Annotated in this window: 1 protein-coding gene; it reads left to right on the top strand. The window is 60.5% G+C overall.

Going from position 1 to position 342, the window contains the following annotated elements; translation table 11 throughout:
* Window positions 1-77: 77 nt before the first annotated feature.
* Window positions 78-342: hypothetical protein (locus KHA85_RS20710; RefSeq protein WP_213186749.1), on the top strand; the 265-nt coding region annotated here is incomplete at its 3' end.

The following is a 342-nucleotide window of genomic DNA, read 5'->3' on the forward strand; positions in this document are numbered from 1 at the left end:
TCTTGTCGAATCACGCCACGCCGGAAGATCCCGTTCAGGTACTGGCGCGCTTTTCTTACACCTTTTAATCAGCAGTTTTGCAGGACCCCACGGCAATATTCGGAGAAACATGGATGAAAAATAATAACTTCAGGCTTTCAGCAGCGGGCAAACTGGCCGCCGCGCTGGCGATTATTCTCGCCGCTTCCGCCGGCGCCTACGCCGCGGAGATCGTTGCGGCCAACGTCGCCAACGGCCCCGGCGTTTCCACCACCCCAACAGGCGCCCAGGTGGTCGCCCTCTCCCCCCCGAACGCCCCCCTGCGTTCGCACCACCAATACCAGTACTTTCACGTCCACCCGC

The organism is Dietzia massiliensis (genome assembly GCF_018390595.1).
Lineage (GTDB): Bacteria > Actinomycetota > Actinomycetes > Mycobacteriales > Mycobacteriaceae > Dietzia > Dietzia massiliensis.